Genomic DNA, 16,971 nt, shown 5'->3' with positions numbered 1-16,971 from the left:
TTAACGGTTTCCAGTTATTACGGCCCGTGCACCGTCGCTACCGGATTGGCACTGAAAAAACGGAGTCGGCGACCGTCGTTAGTCGTCCGCGGGCGTCGCGCCGGTGGCGGTGGACTCAACTGCACCGTCAAGCACGCCGTGGCTCCGGAGCAGGATGAAGCCGAAGCCGACCTTCGCGACTAGGTCGATGACCATGAAGCCGGCCGTCTCGATGCCGATACCGACGAGGCTGAGCCCCTCAGTGCCGACGAGCCACCACACCGGGTACACCAGCCACACGACAGTCACGAGGTTGCGCAACGTCTTGAAGGTGCTGCGCGTGTCACTGGGCAAGTCGCTGACCCGGCCGGACAGCGAGCTGAACAGGAAGTACAGCAGGACCAGCAGGAACGCGGTGCTGATGCCCCACCAGACCAGCCGTTCCGCGCCGGCCGACAGCACGCCGCTGCCCGCGCTCAGCGTCGCGACCACACCGGTCCCGATCATCAGCACGTCGAGGCTGACGAGCGAGTAGATTGTGTTCCGGTCTGCTCCCGCGAGCAGCCCGAGGTCGTACAACAGCAGCGGCGTCGTGAACAGCCAGTCGGTGTATCGCGCCCAGTAGATGGGGTGTTCCGACCCGCCGAACTCGATGAACGTCAGCCCGAACCCGAGCGCCATCGCGAGATAGTTCACGAACGCGATTGCCGTGATGAGTATCGTCGCGATGTAGAACTTCTGGCGCCTGTCGTCGGTCTGGCCCCAGCCACGCGCGATGAAGTATAGCATGCCGAGGAACATGCCCGCTGTACCTAACCACAGCCAAATTCCTTCGCTCCCTGGTGCTGGCATAGTGCAGTTTACATTAGGCACTCAAAGCGAAATAGTGGCATACCCAAAATATTAGGTACAAACGGCGGGCGGCCGTGAGATGTAGGGCCGTCGTTACGCTTCGACGGCTTCGGCGGTCTCGTCCTCGCGGTAGTGCTCCTCGATGAGCTCCTCGTCGATGCGGTTGAGCGCGTCCTTCGGGAGCATCGAGAGCAGGTCCCAGCCGAGTTCGAGCGTCTCGTCGATGTCGCGGGCCGTGTCGAAGCCCTGGTCGACAAACTCCTCCTCGAAGCGGTCGGCGAAGTCGAGGTACTTGTTGTCCAGTTCCGACAGCGCCTCGCGACCGACGATGTTCACGAGGTCGCGCAGGTCCTCACCCTCCGCGTACGCGGCGAATATCTGGTCTTTCACGTCGGCGTGGTCGGCGCGGGTCAGCCCCTCGCCGATACCGTCGTCCATCAGCCGCGAGAGGCTCGGCAGGACGTTGATCGGCGGCTGGATGCCCTGGCTGTTGAGGTCGCGGTCGATGTATATCTGCCCCTCGGTGATGTACCCGGTCAGGTCCGGAATCGGGTGCGTGTCGTCGTCGCCGGGCATCGTCAGAATCGGGAGCTGGGTCACGGAGCCCTCGCGGCCCTCGATTCGACCGGCGCGCTCGTAGAGCTGGGCCAGGTCGGTGTACATGTAGCCGGGGTAGCCACGGCGGCCCGGGACCTCCTCACGTGCGGCACCGATTTCCCGCAGCGCCTCGCAGTAGTTGGTCATGTCCGTCAGGATGACCAGGACGTGGTAGTCCTTCTCGAAGGCGAGGTACTCGGCGGTGGTCAGGGCCAGCCGCGGCGTAATCGTCCGCTCGACGGCCGGGTCGTCCGCGAGGTTCATGAAGACGACGGAGCGTTCCAGCGCACCGGTGCGCTCGAAGTCGTCCATGAACTCGTTTGCCTCTTCGGCCGTGATACCCATCGCGCCGAAGATGACGGCGAACTCCGAGCCCTCGTCGTCTTCGCCCTCCTCCTCTTCCGGCACCGTCGCCTGTCGCGCAATCTGGAGCGCCAGGTCGTTGTGCGGCAGGCCGGAGGCGGAGAAGATTGGGAGCTTCTGGCCGCGGACGAGCGTGTTCATGCCGTCGATGGCCGAAACGCCCGTCTGGATGAACTCCTCGGGGTACTCCCGCGAGAAGGGGTTGATGGCTTCGCCGACGATGTCGCGGCGCTCGTCGGGGACGATTTCCGGGCCGCCGTCGATGGGCTGGCCGGTCCCGTCCATGACCCGCCCGAGGAGGTCCTCGGTGACGGGCATCTTCATCGTCTCGCCGAGGAAGCGAACCGAGGCATCGCGGTCGATACCTTCGGTGCCCTCGAACACCTGGATGGCGACGTAGTCGCTCGCGGATTCGAGCACCTGGCCACGGCGGGTCTCGCCGTCGCTGAGCTCGATTTCGACGATGTCGTCGTAGCCGACCGGTTCGTCGGTCTCGACGAACACCAGCGGTCCGCTGATCTCCGTGATTGTCTGGTACTCTTTCATTGTTAGTACAGCTCCCTGAGCTGTGACTCGATGTCGTCTTCGAGGTCGTCGATGTACTCGTTGTAGTCTTCCTGCACGCCGATACGGTTGAGCCGCGGTGCGGCGTCGATGTCGGTGATTTCCTCGACGGGAACACCGGCATCCAGCGCCTCGAAGGCCGCATCGTTGTACGTCTTGGCGGCGTTCATGATGCGGTAGGTCTTCTCGGGCTCACAGAAGGTGTCGACGTCGTGGAAGGCGTTCTGCTGGAGCCACGCCTCGCGCAGGTAGCGGGCGATTTCCAGCGTCAGCTGCTGGTCCTCCGGCAGCGCGTCCTTCCCGACGAGCTGGACGATTTCCTGCAGTTCGGCCTCCTCGTCCAGCGTGTCGATGGCCCACTGGCGCGTCTCCGACCAGTCGTCCCGGACGTTCTCCTCGAACCACGGGTCGAGCTGGTCGCGGTACAGCGAGTACGACTCGTTCCAGTTGATAGAGGGGAAGTGCCGGCGTTCGGCGAGGTCGGCGTCCAGCGCCCAGAACGTCTTGACGATACGCAGCGTGTTCTGGGTGACCGGTTCCGAGAAGTCCCCGCCCGGGGGCGAGACGGCCCCGATGACGGAGACCGACCCCTCGGTGCCGTTGATGTTCTCGAAGTAGCCGGCGCGCTCGTAGAACTCGCTCAGGCGAGCGGAGAGGTACGCGGGGTACCCCTCCTCGCCGGGCATCTCCTCGAGCCGGGAGGAGATTTCGCGCATGGCCTCGGCCCACCGGGAGGTGGAGTCGGCCATCAGCGCCACGTCGTACCCCATGTCGCGGAAGTACTCCGCGATGGTGATACCCGTGTACACACAGGACTCACGTGCCGCAACGGGCATATTCGACGTGTTGGCGATGAGGCAGGTCCGGTCCATCAGCGCGTTGCCGGTGGTCGGGTCCTCGAGTTCCGGGAAGTCCTCGATGACTTCGGTCATCTCGTTGCCGCGCTCGCCACAGCCGACGTAGACGACGATGTCGGCGTCGGCCCACTTGGCGAGCTGGTGCTGCGTGACCGTCTTCCCGGAGCCGAAGGGACCGGGAATGGCGGCCGTCCCGCCCTTCGCAATCGGGAACAGGCCGTCGAGCACGCGCTGGCCGGAGATGAGCGGCTCCGTCGGCGTCTCCTTCTCGACGGTCGGCCGCTGCTGGCGCACCGGCCACTCCTGGTGCATCTGGATTTCCTCGCCGCTGTCCAGTTCGACGACCGTCTCCTCGACGGTGAAGTTGCCCGATTCGATGGCGACGACCTCGCCGCCGTCGGAGTCGGGCGGGACCATCACTTTGTGGTCGATACTCGGCGTCTCGGGGACGGTGCCGACGATGTCGCCGGCCTCGACCTCGTCGCCTTCCTCGACTTCGGGGGTGAACTCCCAGGTCTTCTCCAGGTCGATACCCGGCGCGTCGACGCCGCGGTCGAGGAACGCCGACCCCATCTTCTCCTCGAGGACGTCGAGCGGGCGCTGGACGCCGTCGTAGATGGCGTCGAGCATGCCCGGCCCGAGGTCCACGGAGAGGGGCGAGCCCGTCCCTTCGACGGGTTCGCCGGGGGAGACGCCGGAGGTCTCCTCGTACACCTGAATCGTGGTGATGTTTCCTTCTATCTCGATGACCTCGCCCATCAGCCCTTCCGAACCGACGTAGACGACGTCGTTCATCCGGGCGTCGAGGTCCCGAGCCGTTACGACCGGTCCCGAGACGCTTTCGATAATGCCGTCCTCGCGGACGTCTGTGTCTGTTGCTTGACTCATGGTTAGTCCTCGTCCATCAGGTCGATACCGATGGCTCGTTTTATCTGTTCACGCAGTCCGCCGCTCCCAGTGCCGCCGCCGAGCGTGACCATCACCGGCTCGACACTCGTCTCCGCGTCCTGCCTGACACCGCGTGAGAGATGCGACAGGTCGTCGTCGTGCATCACGACGATGCCGACGTCGTCGTCGTTGAGCATCTCCTCGACGGCGTCGTCGAGTTGCTCGTCTTTCTCCTCGGCAGGCACGTCCGCGAACTTGCGGACGCCAGCTAGCCGAAAGCCCGTCGTGAACTCCGGGCTCCCGATGACAGCTATCTCCTGGCTCATAGTATCACCAGCTCCTGTTCGACTTCGTCGGGACCGAGGCCGGCCTCGCGACCGCGGGCGATGGCCCGGATGTTGTCGACCTCGCGCTCCTTCGCGAGGACGTACGACAACACCGGACAGACCGACAGCGGATAGCGGTTCGAGAGCCGGTCGGCGTACTCGAGCAGCGCCGCGTCCAGCGCCCGCTCGAAGTCGATGAGGTTGTCGGCCTCTTCGAGCGCCGACAGCGCCTGGTCGAGGTCCTCACCGTACCTGCTCTCGCGGACGGCCCCCACCAGCTGGTCGAGGTTCGTCGACAGCTGCGCGACCGTCTGTTCGTCGAACAGCTGGCCGCCCTCGATGAAGTACTCGGAGGGGTCGATGTCGGCACCACTGTGGGCCAGCCGGAGCGCGTTCCGGAGGTTCCGGAAGTCGACCTCGGTTTCGAGGAACTCGACGTACAGCCCGGTCGGGCTGTCGACCTCCGGATTGTCCGGCAGCCCCGACAGCAGCGTTTCGTAGAACGCGCGGTCGAGCGCGTTCTCCAAGGGCACGAGGACGCCGCTCTCCTCGTAGACGTCGAAGGCCTCAGCCAGCGACTCGCCGAAGATAGTGTCGTCGAGTCGCTCGACGACCTCCTCGATAGAGCCGGCGTTCAGCAGGTCCTCGATGCGCCGGTCGGTGAACTCCCCCGCCCGGATGAGGTCGTCCTCGACCTCCGTCCGTTCGGCGTCGGAGTAGAGCCCGCGGATGACGGTCTTGACGTTCCACACGTCGAACTTCCGCAGGTAGCGGGCGATGTAGTCGTACAGCGCCCCCTCGGACCAGCGAAGCAGGTCGTCGAAGTGTTTCGCGAGGTTCCGGTTCAGCGCGTACTCGACGAGGTCGACGCCGTCGTACCGGGAGCCGAGCGCGTTCATCTCGGTCTCGTACTCGGTTTCCTCCATGAAGCGGGCGATTTCGCCCGTCCCCATGCGGACCAGTTTCCGGTAGTCGTCGTCGTCGAACAGCGCCGCGCTACGGGCTCGGACCCGCGCGATGACGTACTCGTAGTTGCTTCCCTGGCCGCTCGTTCCCGTTCGCGAACTCATTGGTCTTCGAACAGGCGGTTGCTGATTGCTTTCAGGTTGTCCTCCCAGACGTCCTCCAGGATGGAATCGAACGTGTTGTTGACACGGACTCGTGACTCGCTGCTCTCGACGACGACGCCGCCGAGGCAGTCCCGCTCGCCGGCGTAGGTCGCGCCGTCGTAGTCTTCGAGTACATCCTCGAGAAGCGACTGGTCAGACGCACGGCCGTACACCGACAGCTCGTCGCTGTCGTCGAACTCGTCGACGGCGGCGTCAAGCAGTGCGCGTGTCAGTTCCTCTCGTCTGTCCCCTTCGAGGGCCGCGAGCGCGTCCTCGACGTCGCCGTGAACGTCTTCGAGGATGTCACGCCGGGCGTTGAGTCGGGCCTGCTTGGCCTCGAGCTTCGCGGAGGAGAGCCGCTGCTCCCGCTCCTGCTCGATGGTCCGCTCGACCTCGGCCTCGCGGTCCTCGCGGATCTGCTCGGCGTCGGCCTCGGCGTCGGCGATTATCTCCTCGGCACGTTCGTCGGCCTCGTCGCTAATCTCCTGAGCACGCGCGCGGGCCTCGTCGCGGATATCCTCTACGACTGTTTGAAGGCTCATTATTGGAAAAGGCGGAGTGTTGTTAGACGACGAAGACGACGACAAGCGCGAGAATGACGAGCGTTTCCGGCAGGACTGTTAGGATGAGCCCGCGGCCGAACATGCTCTCGTCCTCAGCGATTGCGCCGACGGCGGCGGCCCCGATACCACGTTCCGCATACCCCGAACCGAGCGCGGCGAGTCCGACTGCGAGCGCTGCGCCGGCGGAAGCCGGAATAGCTGGAGCACTGGCACCTTCCTGCAGTACTGCGTTGACAAGGAGTGCGATGGTTTCGATCATGGATGTGTAGTCTCTGGAATTGCTCGTGTCCGAACAGGCGTATGTGAATCCACGTAGTTCATAAAGCTTCCCAAAACGGTTCGTCAGCGTGCTGTTCGGGCGGTTTAGCGGCTCTGCTGTCGTCGGTTGTGAGCGTGTGGCAGTCGACACTCACGAGACAGAAAAGGAAACCGGCGGTAAACGGCCACTGTCAGGCCGAAAGCGGGGGAAGCGCGCGCTCAGTCTTCAGTCGTGTAGTTGCGCTCGTAGCCGAACGGATTGTACTGCTTCCCGCCGCCCTCGAAGAACTTACCGAAGAACTCCACGTACTCGAGTCGGACGCCCTGCAGGCCGGCGCTGGTGATACCCAGCACCAGCACGAGCAGGTGCCCGATGACCAAGATGAGTACCCCGACCAGCGCGGCGGCGATGCCGGAGTGGACGAGCCCGGGGAAGGTCACGCTCGTGACCTCGTAGCCGTGATACATCACCGACTCCGTCCCTTCGGGTATCGTCGGCATGCCACCGATACCGAAGTGCCAACCGCCCTTACTGTCGACGTAGGCCCCGAAGAACAGGAGGTTGACCACGAAGGCCATCCCGGCCTTGGCCAACAACACGGCGGCCAGCCGCGTGTACGACAGGACGTTCACCAGCACGTTGAGGAACTCGACGACCTCGATGGGGTCGGCGAGGGCCAGCAACACGATACCGGCGAAGAAGAGAATCAGCCACGCCGAGAACGGCGCGCCCAGCCCCGGAATCGTAAAGAGGTTGATAGCAGGCAGTCCCGTAAAGCCCCACGCGTACGGGTTCCCGGCGAAGACGCCCGCCTCGGCAGTGTAGAGGAAGTCCGGCGCTGCGCCGTTCGCACCGGAGAACACCCACGCCCAGAGGCCAAACAGCATCAGCAGCCAGGAGCCGCTCTCGGTGATGGCGTCCCAGAGGCCGTGGCTCAGGTTCTCGACGAAGTCGAACACCCAGCCCGCGGCGAGGTGCGCCGTCCCGGCGAGCAGGCTCAGCGTCAGCCAGGCCAGCGCGTAGTTGGAGTATGCCGGCTGGAGCCCCTTGTGCATCGGCGGGTGACCGCCCCAGACGATTTCGCCGAGCTGGTGGAGCCCGAAGACTTCGCCGTACAGCACGCCGAACAGCGCGGTGAATCCGCCCGCCCACATGCCGACGCCACCGAGGCTCTTCAGCACGTCGCTGTCGACCTTCGAGTACAGCCCGTAGCCCAGCGCCAGGTACAGTAGCCCGTACCCGAGGTCGCCGATCATGAACCCGAAGAAGGCCGGGAACGTCAGGAAGAAGGCGACCGTCGGGTCGAACTCGCCGTACTTCGGCCGGTTGACGACCTCGACGAGGTCCTCGAACGGCCGGACCCCGCTCGGGTTGTCCTGGATGACCGGCGGCGCGTCGTCGCCCATGGTGATGACGCCGCCGTCGGCGACGGTCTCCTGGGGTTGGCGCCCGCTTTCAGGCGCGTCGACGGAACTGCCGACGGGTTCGCCGCCGTTGCCGCCCTCGCGCTCGACTTCCTCGTGGGACTCGGCGTGGCCCTCGCTGTCGTACTCGGCTATCTCTATCTTGTCGATGTCGACCGCGTCGCCGACGGCGTCGGAGACGGCGCGTTCGAACTCCGCGTAGCGCTCGTCGGGAATCCAGCCCTCGGCGATGAAGGCGTTCTCCGTCGTCGCGAACGTCAGCGGCGCTTCGCCCTTCTGGGCCTCGATGGCCAGTTTCTCCTCGGCGGCGAGCAGGAACCCGGCGTGGTCGAGCCGGAGCTCGTCGAGTTCGTCCTCGACGGTCGAGAGCTTCGATTCGAGCTGCTGTTTCTCGTGTTCCAGCTCCTCGAGGTACGTCGACGGGTCGCCGTCGCCGTCCGGGATTTCGAGCCGGGAGAACGTCGCCCCGACCAGCGCGTCCTGCAGGGCGTCTTTTTCCGCCTGTGCGAACACGGCGACGACGCCGTCCTCGGTGAACAGCTCGAAGGTCCCGACGTCGCTGTCTTCGAGTTCGGCCTCGATTTCGTCGCTGTCGCCCTCGCCGACGACGACGGACAGCGAGTCGTAGCCGCGGAGAAGGTCCAGGTCGATGCCGAGCGTGACGAACGGCGCCATCGTGTTGATGCGGTCCTCGACGGCCCGGAGCTCGTCACGGACCTCGTCGCGCCGGTCGTCGAGGTCGTTGACCGCCGTGCGGACCGCTTCGAGTTGCTCCTCGATGGCCTCGTCGGTGACGACGCGGGTCGGACCGGCGTCTTCTTCGCTGACGTCGAGGATGGACTGCAGCGAGCGAACCGTGACGAGCTTATCGGAGACCTCGTTGGTCCCCGAAAGCGAGTTCCCCGGTTCGAACCCGTCCCAGGAGCCGTCGTATTCGGTGACGTGGAGCATATCGAGGTCGTGGACGGCCTCGATAGTCCGCTCCATCGTTCGCTTCGACCCCGTCACCGAGACGCGGCACATCTTCTCAGGTCTGAGCATGCACCGCCTCCTCGAACAGGTCTGTGACGTATTCGACTACCTCGTCGATCTGTTCACTGGCCTGCTGTTCGAGGTCCTCGCGGGCGCTCTCACCGTCCTCGATGAGCTGCTCGCGCTCGGCCTCGATCTCTTCGCGAGCCGATTCGAGGCGGTCCTCGGCAGCCGATTCGGCCTCCTCTCGCGCGGTTTCGCGGATTTCCTCGGCTTCCTCGCGAGCCTCCGCGATGCGGTCCTCGCGGTCTTGTTCGGCCTCTGCGACGATTTCGTCGGCCTCCTGCTCGGCCTCTTGTATCCTGTCGAGAACTTCTGGCCGTGGCATTCTCTAATCATGTGAGCGTTGCCAGAGCGGCTATTTGGTAGTTGCGAAGTTTCCGCGCGTGACGGACCGGCCGAAATCCGGGGAATTATGACCGCCAAGCCCCAAACCGACGGCGATGGGAGTCCTCGAGAACAAAGCCCGCGCGCGGACGTTCTACAAGTACCTCTCGAAGGTGTACGACCAGATCAACCCCTTCATCTGGGACGAGCGGATGCGCGACGAGGCAATCGACATGCTCGACCTCTCGCCCGACGACAGGGTTCTCGACGTCGGCTGTGGCACCGGCTTCGCCACCGAGGGGCTCCTCGAACACGTCGACACGGTGTACGGGCTCGACCAGAGCCCCCACCAGCTCTCCAAAGCCTACGAGAAGTTCGGCAAGTTCGGCGACGTCCGCTACCACCTCGGCGACGCCGAGCGGCTACCGTTCAAGGACGATAGCTTCGACGTCGTGTGGTCCTCGGGCTCAATCGAGTACTGGCCCAACCCCGTCGAGGCCCTCGCCGAGTGCCGGCGGCTGACGAAGCCCGGCGGCCGGGTCCTCATCGTCGGCCCCGACTACCCCAACTCGACCGTCTTCCAGAAGATGGCCGACGCCATCATGCTGTTTTACGACGAGGAAGAGGCCGATAGGATGTTCACCGAGGCCGGGTTCGAGGAGTTCGAACACCACATCCAGCAGTCCCGGCCCGGTAGTCCGCGTGCGATTACGACGATTGCGCAAGTGCCCGAATAACCCTCGGCCACGAGTGAAGTGAGTGGCCGCTTTTTCATCCACGTTTTTGCGGTGAGTGGTGGCCGACGGTCACCCGAACCGGAAAAAGGTGGTACGGCAGTCCCGGCCCGGTAGTCCGTGTGCGATTACGACGATTGCGCAAGTGCCCGAGTGACGGCAGGCGTGAGACGGCCACCGGGCCGCCCTCAGTCGTCCACTTTGCTTACGCCGCCCCGCTGACAGGGACCCGCACGCGGTCGCCGGCCTGCGTGGTGGCGGTGACCGTGTACTGCCCGCGGGGTTCGACCGTCCAGAGAGCGCCGTCAGCGCCGGTGGTTCCGATTCGCTTGCCGTTTATCCGGACGGTCGCGTCCGTCGTAGCGCCCGTGCTGTTGTCGGTGACCGTGAGTAGCAGCGGTCCCGACTCGAAGGACTGCTGGACGCGGACGCGGACCGACCCGTTCACGTTCGTCGCCACCTCCGACCGGTCGACCGTCGTCAGTTCGAGGTGCTGGGTTTCGTAGAAGACGTTCGTCGTGCCGCCGTCGAGGTAGGCGGTCAACTGTCCGTTCGGGTGGTCGGCCTGAATCTGGTATATCGCGCTCCGGCCGTAGGCCTGGACGGACGGGTACTGCTCGCTGTAGAGCCACGGGTAGAGGCTCTCCGCCCGCGTGTTGACCGCACCGAGGGGGTCGTCGGTCTGGGCGAACTGGTCAACCGCCGTCGGCTCGCGGTCCTGACCGAGGTACGTTTCGCGCGTGTACCGCCCGTCGGCGACCGTCGACAGCATGTAGCCCTCCGCGGACGCCTCGACGTACACTGCGTGGGGCTCGGTCGTCCCAGCGGTTTCGGCGCTGATGCGCTGGCTTATCGGGCCGCGGTACGTCCTGAGCACGCCCCGGTTGTTCTCCAGCCGGAAGCGCTGGTCCGGCGACAGCGAGTAGTCCGGCGCGGTGCCGGCGGCCGTCCGAACCCGTTCGAGCCGGTCGGCCAGCTGCCGGGACTCGGCGTCGACCAGCGCGCGCTGTCGCAGGAACTCCGTGGCGGTTATCGCACCGCTGGCGTACCGCTGGATTGCGACCCGGTGCCGTCGTTCCAGGTCCGTCCGCTGGCTCTCGATGTCGGTCAGCGTCTCGTCGACCAGGCGGTCGCGGGCGAGTTCGCTGTCCTGCTGGAAGAACTGCCGCTCGAAGTTCGTCGTCGCGTAGTCGCTCCGGATGTCGCGGGACCCGGCCGCGACCGCGACGCCGACGTCGAGCGAAGACCGGTTGTACGTCGTCGACATGACGTCGCTGGCCGGGATTGCCAGGTGGTTCGTCGTGTTGTCGACGGCCGTGATCTGTGGCAACTGACCGCTGCCGTCGGCGGTCTGTGCCGGCGGGGCGAACCCGGCCACCGGAGCGGCCACCGAGACGACCATGAGGAGGATCACACCGACTGCGGGGAGGGGACGCATCAGCATCGGTTACTCGCCCGCCGTACAAAAATCCCCCCATTCTCCATATCTCTGCTATTAGCTGAGAGAGCACGAGACCTTTCAAAACGCGCGCTGACGTTTTATTTGTGGATGGAAAGGGTTTTGCCCCCAGGACGTTCATCGATGAACGAGAATGACCCCGCGGGTATCAGGTGCCCTCCTCCTCCTTGTCCTGGTTGCGCTGGTGGCGACCCCGCCGCTCGCGACAGCGGCTGCGACGGACCCCGTCGTCGCGCAGCAGACGACCGGGACGCCGGCACCGGTTGCGGAGAACACGACGTTCGCCCTGGCGATACAATCCAACGGCGACGCCAGGTGGACGATAACGGACACCTACGCGCTCGAAGAAAACGAGACCGAGGCGTTCAGAGACACCGGCGAACAGTTCGCGGCCGAGGACGACCAGGCGGTGTGGCTGCCGGCGTTCCGGGAAGCAAGAGCCGAGGCCAGCACCGTCACCGGCCGCGAGATGTCCATCACCGGCGTCGACCGCCGCTACGAGGTGTCCGACCGGAAGGGGCAGCTCATCCTCGAGTTCACGTGGACGAACTTCGCGACCGTCGACGGCGAGAACATCGTCGTCGGCGACGCGTTCAACGCCACGGACGGGACGTGGTTCGGGACGCTGACCGCCGACCAGCGGCTCGTCATCTCCCCGCCGCCCGGATACGGGGTCGAGAGCGCCCCCAGCGCCGTCACCGACGGGAAGCTCGTCTTCGAGGGACAGCGGACGTTCGAGCCGGGGTACCTGTCCGTCGTGTACACCGGCGAGCAGCCGAACACGCAGACGCCGACGGACACCCCCGGGTCGGCGTTCGGCGGCGTCGACTCGGTCTGGCTCGGCGGGGTCGTGTTGCTCGTACTGCTTGTCGGTGCCGTCGGCTACATGTTCAGGACGGGTTACGCCGACGGACTCCCGTCGGCGACGGCCGACGACGACGGCGGCGACAGCGCCGGAACGGCCGCGCCGACGAGCGACACGACGGACTCGGAGGAGGTCGACGTCGAACTCCTGAGCGACGAGGAGCGCGTCGAGCGACTCCTCGAGGAGAACGGCGGGCGGATGAAGCAGGCCCGCATCGTCTCCGAGACCGGCTGGTCGAACGCGAAGGTGTCACAACTGCTCTCCTCGATGGACGAGGAGGGCCGCATCGACAAGCTTCGTATCGGCCGGGAGAACCTCATCTCCTTCCCGGACGAGGACATCACCGACTTCGACGAGTGACCCGGACGCGGCTGTAAACGACCTGGGCGTGGTTTCTGGTTCGGAAACGTTTATTCGCCGCCCGGTCGCACTGCAGGGTATGAAAATCCTTGTCACGGTGAAGGAGGTGGCAGCCGTGGACGACGAGTTCGAAATCGACGGACTCGAAATCGACGACCGGTACGTCACGGCCGACCTCAACGAGTGGGACGAGTACGCCGTCGAGGAGGCCGTCCAGATAAAGGAGGCCGGCGACGACGTCGAGGTCGTCACCGTCACCATCGGTCCGTCGGAAACCGACGAGACCATCCGGCAGGCGCTGGCGAAGGGGGCCGACCGTGCGGTCCGCGTCTGGGACGAGGCGCTGGAGGCGGCCGGCCTGCTGGACCCCGAGACGAAAGCCGAGGTGCTGGCCGCCGTCGCGGCCGAGGAGGACCCCGACCTGGTGCTGACCGGCGTCCAGTCCGCCGACGACGGGTTCGGGGCGACCGGCGTCACGCTGGCCGACAAGCTCGGCATGGAGTGGGGTGCGGTCGTCAACGACCTCGACCTGGAGGCGGGCGTCGCCAGCGTCCACCGGGAGCTGGAGGGCGGCGTCGAGGAGCTCACCGACATCGAGCTCCCGGCGGTGCTGACGATACAGACCGGTATCAACGACCCTCGATACGCGAGCCTCCGTGGCATCCGGCAGGCCCAGAGCAAGGAACTCGCCGAGTACGACCTGGCCGACCTCGGCCTCGACGCGGCCGGGATAGCGAGCCCGCTGGAACAGACTTCGCTGTACGAGCCCGAGACGGAGGGCGAAGCGACGGTGTTCGAGGGGAGTCCCGAGGAGACGGCGGCCGAGCTCGCTGCACTGCTCGAAGAGAAGGGGGTGACCAACTGATGTCGGTTCTGGCTATCGCTGAACACCGCCGCGGGGAACTGCGGCTGGTGAGCCTAGAGCAGCTGGCGGCCGGCCGCGACCTCGTCGACGACCTGGGCGGCGAGCTCCACACCGCTGTCATCGGCGGCGACGTCGAGACGTTCGGAGCGAAGCTGAACCGCGAGGGCGTCGACACCGTCCACACCGTCGACGTCGGCGAGGAGTTCAACCACGACGTGTACACGCAGGTCGTCACCCAGTTGGCCGAAGAGGTGGAGCCGACGGTTCTCCTGATGCCAAACAGCGTCAACGGCCTCGACTACGCGCCGGCGGTGGCCAACCGTCTCGACCGGCCGCTCGTGACCGACGTGGTCGGCGTCGACGCCGAGGACGGACTCACCGCCACAAGGGAACTGTACGGCTCGAAAGTCGAGACGACAATCGACGTCCACGCCGAGCAGGCCGCGGTGACCGTCCGACCGGCCGAGTGGCCGACAATCGAAACGGACGGTGACGCTGCAATCGAGGCCTTCGACGCGACCGTCGACGAGAGCGCGGTCAGGTCCACCGTCAAGGGCTTCGAGGAGGTCGGCGGCGGCGACGTCGACATCACCGACGCCGACGTGCTGGTGTCGGTCGGCCGCGGTATCGAGGAGGAGGAGAACCTGGACATCATCTACGACCTCGCGGCGGCGCTCGATGCGACGGTCGCCGGGTCGCGGCCGCTCATCGACAACGGCTGGCTGGAGAAGGACCGCCAGGTCGGCCAGAGCGGGAAAGTCGTCACGCCGGACGTGTACATCGCCATCGGCATCTCCGGGGCCGTCCAGCACGTCGCCGGGATGAAAGGCTCCGAGACGATTGTCGCCATCAACACCGACCCGAACGCGCCGATATTCGACATCGCCGACTACGGCATCCAGGACGACCTGTTCGAGGTCGTCCCGGCGCTCACCGAACGGTTCCGGTAGCCGCCACGCACCGAACCGCGGGTGACAAGGTACTTTTTACGCTAGTCCTAAGGGGGCGGTAATGGAGTATCTCGAGCGCCGGCGGGACCAGGTCGAGGAGCGACTGGAGGCCGTCCTCGACAGCGTCGAACCGGACGAGCTCGCCGAGGAAGTCCGCCACGTGGCCCTCTCGGGCGGAAAGCGGGTACGGCCGACCGTGACGGTGCTGGTGTGTGAGGCGCTGGGCGGGGAGCCGGCCGACGCCGTCGACTTCGCGGTCGGCATCGAACTCGTCCACAACGCCTCGCTGGTCATCGACGACATCATCGACGAGTCGGAGCTCCGACGGGGGACCCCGGCGGCGTGGCAGGCCTTCGGCCACGGCCCGGCCATCATCGCCTCCGACGGCCTGCTCGGCGAGGCGTTCGACCTCTTCTCGACGGACGAGCGCGCCATGCAGACCGTCTCCGAGTCGATGGTCGAACTGGGCGAGGGCGAGGCGATGGAGCTGGTCGCGGAGCCGTCCAACGAGGCGGAGTACATGGAGCTGGCCCGCCGGAAGACCGGGGCGCTGTTCCGCGCGGCGGCGGAACTGGGCGCGATTGCCGCCGACTCGGACCCGTACACGGTCGAGGCGGTCGGCCAGTACGCCGAGCGGGTCGGCGTAGCGTTCCAGATGCGCGACGACGTGCTCGACGCGACGGCCGACGCCGAGACCCTGGGCAAGCCGGCCGGGACCGACGCGGAGATGGAGCGGCCGTCGCTGGTCGAAGTGACGGAGCTGACGACCGAGGAGGCGAACGAGCGGGCCCGGGCCGAGTCCGACGCCGCCCTGGAGTCGCTGTCGACCGTCGACGCGCCGGACTCCCAGTCGATGGAGTACCTCCGGGACCTCGCGGAGTTCGTCGTCGTCCGCGAACGGTGAGGCCGAACGGGAGGGCTTTTGCCCGCCGCTCGACTACGCCCGGCAATGACAGTTATCGGTATCGTCGGGCTGCCGGGCAGCGGGAAAAGCGAGGCAGCGAACGTCGCCGCCGAGATGGGCGTGCCGGTCGTGACGATGGGCGACGTCATCCGCGAGGAGTGCCGCGACCGCGGGTTAGACCCCGCCGCGGACCACGGGACCGTGGCGAAGGCGCTCCGGGCGGAGAACGGGCCCGCCGCCATCGCGGAGCGCTCGCTACCGATGATAGAGGCGGAACTCGAATCGAGCGACACCGTTCTCGTCGACGGCATCCGGTCGGACGTGGAGGCCGAGGCGTTCGCGTCGGCCTTCGGCGACGCGTTCCTGCTGGTCGAAATCGACGCCCCGTTCGAGCTTCGGGCCGACCGCCTGGACCTCCGCGGGCGCGACGCCTCGGCGGCCGACGGCGGCGAGTCCCTGGAGGACCGCGATGACCGCGAGCTCGGGTTCGGGATGGGCGAGGCCATGGAGATGGCCGACCTGACCATCGAGAACACGGAGACGCTGGCCGCGTTCCAGCGGAAAATCCGCACGCTGATTCGGGACGGACCGGAGGCGCTGGACCGATGAGCGCCGTCTACTCCGTCGACGTCCGCATCGAAGCCCCGGTCAACGACACCGAGGTGACCGACCGGGTCGCCGACGCGGTCCGGAACCTCTTCCCGGAGGCCGACCCGTCCCACCAGCAGGGCGCGCTCGTCGCCGAAGTCCACACGATGGACGGGTTCTCCGAGCTCCTCCACCGGCGGGAAATCCTCGATACGGCCCGGTCGGTCTTCTTCGACAATCTGGCGGGGGACACCTTCGCGTTCGACGTGAAGAAGCAGGCGGCCTTCGAGGGGCGCATCAACTTCGCGGTCGGCGACCCCTCGGAACTGGGCGACATCCACGTGAACGTGACCGTCCACGAGCCGACGGCCGAGGAGTACATCGACTACGTCGCGCCGCCGACAGAGGACGGCAAGCCGGTCTCCGACGACAGATGACGACCATCTGTTTCGACCTCGACGACACGCTGGTCCACTACCCGGAGCCGTACGAGAACATCGTCCGCAGGACGGTCGAGGCCCACGGCATCGAGTACACGGACGAGCTCCGCGCCGTCAGCAAGGACGCCTTCTACACGGCCTTCGAGGCGCTGGAACCGGAGCCACACCGCCGGTCGATGGCCGCCGTCGTCGAGGCGGCCGGGGCGGACGCGGACCTCGACGCGCTGGTCGGGACGCTCAGGGAGACCGAGTACGCGTCGACGACAGTGCCCGACGCGGCCCGGGACAGCCTGCCCGCACTCGCCGCCGACAACCGGCTCGCGGTCGTCACCAACGGCCCGCGGGACTGGCAGGTCGGCAAGCTCGACCACCACGGGCTGGCCGACTTCTTCGACTTTTTCGTCGCCTCCTACGAGGTCGGTGCGCACAAGCCCGACAGCGCGCCGTTCGACCGGGTCCGCGAGGAACTACCGGCCGAGGAGTACGTCATGGTCGGCAACGAGTACGAGACCGACGTCGAAGGCGCGCGAAACGCCGGCTTCGTCCCGATTCACTACGAGTCGGGCGAGGACGGGATGCCGGGCCTGTGGGCGACCATCGACGCGCTGTTGTAGCCAAGGGACGCGGCGGACGCCCCATTGAAGCCAGGCCGAGATAAGCCGACAG

The 16,971-nt window shown here is 66.2% G+C and carries 18 protein-coding genes; 8 read left to right on the top strand and 10 right to left on the bottom strand.

Features of this window, described 5'->3' with window-relative positions; genetic code table 11:
• Positions 1–78: 78 nt before the first annotated feature.
• The 9 genes from VI123_RS08270 to ahaH all read right to left on the bottom strand — a co-directional run bounded on the left by VI123_RS08270 (position 79) and on the right by ahaH (position 9,141).
• Entirely contained in the window at positions 79–831 is a 753-nt protein-coding gene (locus VI123_RS08270) for a bacteriorhodopsin (protein WP_336337585.1), read from the bottom strand.
• A gap of 93 nt (positions 832–924) precedes the next feature.
• Complete coding sequence (locus VI123_RS08265; protein ID WP_336337584.1) at positions 925–2,337, bottom strand: ATP synthase subunit B; 1,413 nt, start codon at positions 2,335–2,337, stop codon at positions 925–927.
• A 2-nt stretch (positions 2,338–2,339) separates the two neighbouring features.
• Positions 2,340–4,100, bottom strand: a complete 1,761-nt coding sequence (locus tag VI123_RS08260) for an ATP synthase subunit A (RefSeq protein WP_336337583.1) — start codon at positions 4,098–4,100, stop codon at positions 2,340–2,342.
• Between the two features lie 2 nt (positions 4,101–4,102).
• Positions 4,103–4,426, bottom strand: a complete 324-nt coding sequence (locus VI123_RS08255; protein ID WP_336337582.1) for a V-type ATP synthase subunit F — start codon at positions 4,424–4,426, stop codon at positions 4,103–4,105.
• A complete protein-coding gene (locus VI123_RS08250; protein ID WP_336337581.1) occupies positions 4,423–5,496 on the bottom strand; it encodes a V-type ATP synthase subunit C in 1,074 nt (357 codons plus the stop codon). Before VI123_RS08250 ends, VI123_RS08255 begins: the two co-directional genes overlap by 4 nt.
• Positions 5,493–6,077, bottom strand: a complete 585-nt coding sequence (locus VI123_RS08245) for a V-type ATP synthase subunit E (RefSeq protein ID WP_336337580.1) — start codon at positions 6,075–6,077, stop codon at positions 5,493–5,495. Before VI123_RS08245 ends, VI123_RS08250 begins: the two co-directional genes overlap by 4 nt.
• Positions 6,078–6,099: 22 nt before the next feature.
• A complete protein-coding gene (locus VI123_RS08240; RefSeq protein ID WP_336337579.1) occupies positions 6,100–6,357 on the bottom strand; it encodes a F0F1 ATP synthase subunit C in 258 nt (85 codons plus the stop codon).
• A 218-nt stretch (positions 6,358–6,575) separates the two neighbouring features.
• Positions 6,576–8,822, bottom strand: a complete 2,247-nt coding sequence (locus tag VI123_RS08235; protein WP_336337578.1) for a V-type ATP synthase subunit I — start codon at positions 8,820–8,822, stop codon at positions 6,576–6,578.
• Positions 8,809–9,141: an ATP synthase archaeal subunit H gene (gene ahaH, locus VI123_RS08230; protein ID WP_336337577.1), complete on the bottom strand. Its 333-nt coding sequence runs from the start codon at positions 9,139–9,141 to the stop codon at positions 8,809–8,811. The genes VI123_RS08235 and ahaH overlap by 14 nt, the downstream gene beginning before the upstream one ends.
• A gap of 115 nt (positions 9,142–9,256) precedes the next feature.
• On the opposite strand from ahaH, the gene VI123_RS08225 reads away from it, so the two are divergent.
• Positions 9,257–9,877, top strand: coding sequence for a methyltransferase domain-containing protein (locus tag VI123_RS08225; RefSeq protein ID WP_336337576.1), 621 nt, complete (start codon positions 9,257–9,259; stop codon positions 9,875–9,877).
• 202 nt (positions 9,878–10,079) lie between these two features.
• Here the strand turns inward: VI123_RS08225 and VI123_RS08220 are convergent, their stop codons facing one another.
• Positions 10,080–11,312 (bottom strand): DUF7096 domain-containing protein, encoded by a 1,233-nt coding sequence (locus VI123_RS08220; RefSeq protein WP_336337575.1) that lies wholly within the window; start codon positions 11,310–11,312, stop codon positions 10,080–10,082.
• A gap of 154 nt (positions 11,313–11,466) precedes the next feature.
• Here VI123_RS08220 and VI123_RS08215 point away from each other — a divergent pair, with 154 nt between their 5' ends.
• From VI123_RS08215 to VI123_RS08185, 7 genes are all read left to right on the top strand, one after another.
• Positions 11,467–12,558, top strand: a complete 1,092-nt coding sequence (locus tag VI123_RS08215) for a helix-turn-helix transcriptional regulator (RefSeq protein ID WP_336337574.1) — start codon at positions 11,467–11,469, stop codon at positions 12,556–12,558.
• A gap of 79 nt (positions 12,559–12,637) precedes the next feature.
• A complete protein-coding gene (locus tag VI123_RS08210) occupies positions 12,638–13,423 on the top strand; it encodes an electron transfer flavoprotein subunit beta/FixA family protein (RefSeq protein WP_336337573.1) in 786 nt (261 codons plus the stop codon).
• Entirely contained in the window at positions 13,423–14,373 is a 951-nt protein-coding gene (locus VI123_RS08205; RefSeq protein WP_336337572.1) for an electron transfer flavoprotein subunit alpha/FixB family protein, read from the top strand. Before VI123_RS08210 ends, VI123_RS08205 begins: the two co-directional genes overlap by 1 nt.
• A gap of 61 nt (positions 14,374–14,434) precedes the next feature.
• Positions 14,435–15,277, top strand: a complete 843-nt coding sequence (locus VI123_RS08200; RefSeq protein ID WP_336337571.1) for a polyprenyl synthetase family protein — start codon at positions 14,435–14,437, stop codon at positions 15,275–15,277.
• A 45-nt stretch (positions 15,278–15,322) separates the two neighbouring features.
• Entirely contained in the window at positions 15,323–15,886 is a 564-nt protein-coding gene (locus VI123_RS08195; protein ID WP_336337570.1) for an AAA family ATPase, read from the top strand.
• A complete protein-coding gene (locus VI123_RS08190) occupies positions 15,883–16,302 on the top strand; it encodes an RNA-binding domain-containing protein (protein WP_336337569.1) in 420 nt (139 codons plus the stop codon). Before VI123_RS08195 ends, VI123_RS08190 begins: the two co-directional genes overlap by 4 nt.
• Positions 16,299–16,919, top strand: coding sequence for an HAD family hydrolase (locus VI123_RS08185; RefSeq protein ID WP_336337568.1), 621 nt, complete (start codon positions 16,299–16,301; stop codon positions 16,917–16,919). Before VI123_RS08190 ends, VI123_RS08185 begins: the two co-directional genes overlap by 4 nt.
• Positions 16,920–16,971 lie beyond the last annotated feature (52 nt).

It is taken from the genome of Haloarcula sp. DT43 (assembly GCF_037078405.1).
Classification (GTDB): Archaea; Halobacteriota; Halobacteria; order Halobacteriales; family Haloarculaceae; genus Haloarcula; species Haloarcula brevis.
The sequence above is the reverse complement of the archived record's forward strand: the minus strand, read 5'-3'. Positions and strand labels throughout refer to the sequence as shown.